Below are 3,794 nucleotides of genomic sequence, written 5' to 3' on the forward strand. Positions count from 1 at the left end.
CGCCGGCGTCAGCAGGGCGCAGTCGTCACCGACGCCGAGCGCGGCGCGACTGTCCTGCGCCATCGGACGCGTGAAATAACGGGAGATAAGTTCGAATTCGCTCAGCATGGGCGTGATTGTACCCAATACCTCAGACATATTACGCGTTCGCCTTCGATGAATTTCGGTGCATCCGCGAGGGCTATTTTGGTGCGCATTGGTAGGACCACCAGCCCGGCTGTTTTACTCGCGGAACCCGCACCGGCAAAGGCTCGCCGAATGTCGCGGTGCACCATAAATCGCCTGCATCCGCGCTATGAGAGCGGGCCGAGCTCTGCTAAAATCGCAGGTCTTCGACAAGTCTAAAAGAGAACGCAGAGTATGGATTCGATGATCAGCAAGAAAGAAGAATTGCGTCAGCAACTTCGCCAGGCAGCGCTGGAGTACCATGAATTTCCAACGCCGGGCAAGATCAGCGTCACGCCCACCAAGCTTTTAACCAATCAACGAGACCTCTCTCTGGCGTACTCGCCGGGCGTTGCTGCGGCCTGCGAAGAAATCGTTGCCGATCCGGCCAACGCTTTCAAATACACCGCGCGCGGCAACCTGGTCGCCGTCATCAGCAACGGCACCGCCGTGCTGGGTCTGGGCAACATCGGCCCGCTGGCTTCCAAGCCGGTGATGGAAGGCAAGGCCGTGCTGTTCAAGAAGTTCGCCGGCATCGACGTCTTCGACATCGAAATCAACGAGACCGATCCGGACAAGCTGTGCGACATCATCGCTTCGCTGGAACCGACCTTCGGCGGCATCAACCTGGAAGACATCAAGGCGCCGGAGTGCTTCTACATCGAGCGCAAGCTGCGCGACCGCATGAAGATCCCGGTCTTCCATGACGACCAGCACGGCACCGCGATCATCGTCGGCGCAGCGATCCTGAACGGCCTCAAGGTCGTCGGCAAGAGCATCAAGGAAGTCAAGCTGGTGGTCTCCGGCGCCGGCGCTGCGGCGTTGGCTTGCCTGGACCTGATCGTCGATCTCGGCTTCCCGATCGAAAACATCTACGTCACCGACCTGGCCGGCGTGGTCTACAAGGGCCGCACCGAACTGATGGATCCGGACAAGGAACGCTTCGCTCGCGAAACCGATGCGCGCACCCTGGCCGACGTCATCCCCGACGCCGACATTTTCCTCGGCGTATCCGCCGGCGGCGTGCTCAAGCAAGACATGGTCAAGAAGATGGCACCGCGTCCATTGGTGCTGGCGCTGGCCAACCCGACGCCGGAAATCCTGCCGGAAGACGTCATGGCGGTGCGCGACGACGCGATCATCGCGACCGGCCGTTCCGACTATCCAAATCAGGTCAACAACGTCCTGTGCTTCCCGTACATCTTCCGCGGCGCGCTGGACTCCGGCGCGACCACCATCACGCGCGAGATGGAAATCGCCGCGGTGCACGCGATTGCCGATCTGGCGCAAGCCGAGCAATCCGACATCGTTGCTGCGACTTACGGCGTGACCAACTTGTCGTTCGGTCCGGAATACATCATCCCGAAGCCGTTCGATCCGCGCCTGATGATCAAGATCGCCACTGCGGTGGCGCGCGCTGCCGAGACCTCTGGCGTCGCTGCCCGTCCGATCAAGGACATGAGCGCCTACGCCGAAAAGCTGGAGCAGTTCGTCTACCACAGCGGCACCTTCATGCGTCCGATCTTCCAGGCCGCCAAGAAAGCACCGGACGCCAAGAAGCGCATCGTCTTTGCCGAAGGGGAAGAAGAACGCATCCTGCGCGCCGTGCAGGTCATCGTCGACGAATGCCTGGCCAAGCCGATCCTGGTCGGCCGTCCGGAAGTGCTGGAACAGCGCATCAAGAAATTCGGTCTGCGCCTGCGTCCGAACGTCGACTTCGAAGTCATCAACCCGAACTTCGACAGCCGCTATCGGGATTATTGGCAGACCTTCCTGGAAATGACCAAGCGCCGCGGCGTCACCGAGCAATACGCCAAGCTGGAAATGCGCCGTCGCCACACACTGATCGGTTCAATGGCGATCCACAAGGGCCACGCCGACGGCATGATCTGCGGCACCTACGGCACCACCCAGCTGCATTTGCACTACATCGACCAGGTGCTGGGCAAACGCGAAGGCGTCAACGTCTACGCTGCCATGAACGGCGTCATCCTGCCGAGCCGCCAACTGGTATTGGTTGATACGCACGTCAATGAAAACCCGACTGCAGAGCAACTGGCGGAAATCACCATCATGGCTGCGGAAGAAATGCGCCGCTTCGGCCTGCACCCACGTGCAGCGCTGCTGTCGCATTCCAACTTCGGCTCCAGCAACAGCGAGTCGGCCGTCAAGATGCGTACCGCGCTGAAGCTGATTCAGGAACAGGCGCCGGAACTGGAAGCCGACGGCGAAATGCACGGCGACACCGCGCTCGATCCGAAGCTGCTGGCGCAAATCATGCCGGATTCGCCATTGAAGGGCGACGCCAACCTGCTGGTGATGCCGAACATCGATGCCGCCAACATCGCCTACAACCTGTTGAAGACGGCATCCGGCAACGGCGTGGCCATCGGCCCGATCCTGCTGGGTTGCGCCAAGCCGGTGCACATCCTGACGGCATCGGCAACGGTGCGCCGTATCGTCAACATGACGGCATTGTGCGTCATGGATGCGATGTCGGAGCGTTGATCCGAGCCTGAACTACCTAAGCTGATCCTAAGCTGATCCGATCAGCAAGCCACAAGCAAAACGGCGCATTTCGAAAGGAATGCGCCGTTTTTGTTTGTGCCGCCTTTCCTGACGATGAGCTGACGTTTAACTGCAACATACTCGTGACAATTCGGCGTTTTATGGGCTGCTCGGAACCAAATTGTTACAGAAATTTACACAGGATTACAATTGAAAGATAATATTAATGAGAACGATTAACATTAATAATGAGGTAGGAAACAATGGAGTTTCGCATCAAACCGGGTTACCTGGCAGTTCTGGCGACACTGTCGCTGACATCGATCAACACAGCATGGGCGCAAAGCGCCGGCAGCTTGCCTGAAGTCCAGGTCAGTGGAGCCCGTGAGGGCTACGTCGCGCCAACATCTGTCAGCGCCACCAAGAGTGAAGCACCGCTGCGCGACATACCGCAGACCATTAATGTCATTTCCGCCGAAGTCATTCGCGATCAGCACGCCACTTCGCTGCAAGACATTCTCAAGAACGTGCCGGGCGTCGGCCTGTCGACCGGCGACGGTCAGCGCGACCAGGTGTTCATCCGCGGCTTCACCGCCATCGGCGACCAGTTCGTCGACGGCTTCCGCGACGATGCGCTGTATTTCCGCGACCTGTCCAACGTTGAGCGCCTGGAAGTCATCAAGGGCCCGGCGGCCGTGTTGTACGGCCGCGGCTCGTCGGGTGGCCTGATCAATCGCGTCACCAAGAAGCCGGGCGTCGACATCAGCGACGTCAGCGTGAGCTTCACCAGCACCGCCGGCCGTCGCGGCGAGATCGACCTCGGTCGCAGCGGCGAAACCGTTTCATGGCGCCTGACCGGCGCGCGCGAGCAATCCGACAGCTACCGCGCACAGCAATTCCTCGACCGCACAGCGATTTCGCCATCGGTCGAAGTCAAGTTCACGTCCGACACCAGGCTGCTGCTGCAGGCGGACTACATCGAAGATCGCCGCCTGACCGACTTCGGCATTCCTTCGTATCAGGGCCGTCCGGTCAGCGTGGATCCGGGCAAGTACTATGGCGCCGCCAATGCGCGCGATGCCGATTTCGCGGCCGGCATCGGACTTGTCGTCGGCCAGGCC

General features: G+C 60.2%; 2 protein-coding genes and 1 pseudogene. 2 read left to right on the plus strand and 1 reads right to left on the minus strand.

Annotated features, from left to right (window positions below):
• Positions 1–108: pseudogene (locus HLUSI_RS32445) on the minus strand (thiamine-phosphate kinase); the annotation flags it as partial.
• Positions 109–360: 252 nt separating this feature from the next.
• Here HLUSI_RS32445 and HLUSI_RS0106985 point away from each other — a divergent pair.
• Both HLUSI_RS0106985 and HLUSI_RS0106990 read left to right on the plus strand, forming a co-directional pair.
• Entirely contained in the window at positions 361–2,673 is a 2,313-nt protein-coding gene (locus tag HLUSI_RS0106985; RefSeq protein WP_016833302.1) for an NADP-dependent malic enzyme, read from the plus strand.
• A 263-nt stretch (positions 2,674–2,936) separates the two neighbouring features.
• Positions 2,937–3,794, plus strand: an 858-nt coding sequence (locus HLUSI_RS0106990; RefSeq protein WP_016833303.1) for a TonB-dependent receptor, incomplete at its 3' end; no start/stop codon positions are given.

It is taken from the genome of Herbaspirillum lusitanum P6-12, assembly GCF_000256565.1.
In the GTDB taxonomy this organism is placed as follows: Bacteria; Pseudomonadota; Gammaproteobacteria; order Burkholderiales; family Burkholderiaceae_D; genus Herbaspirillum; species Herbaspirillum lusitanum.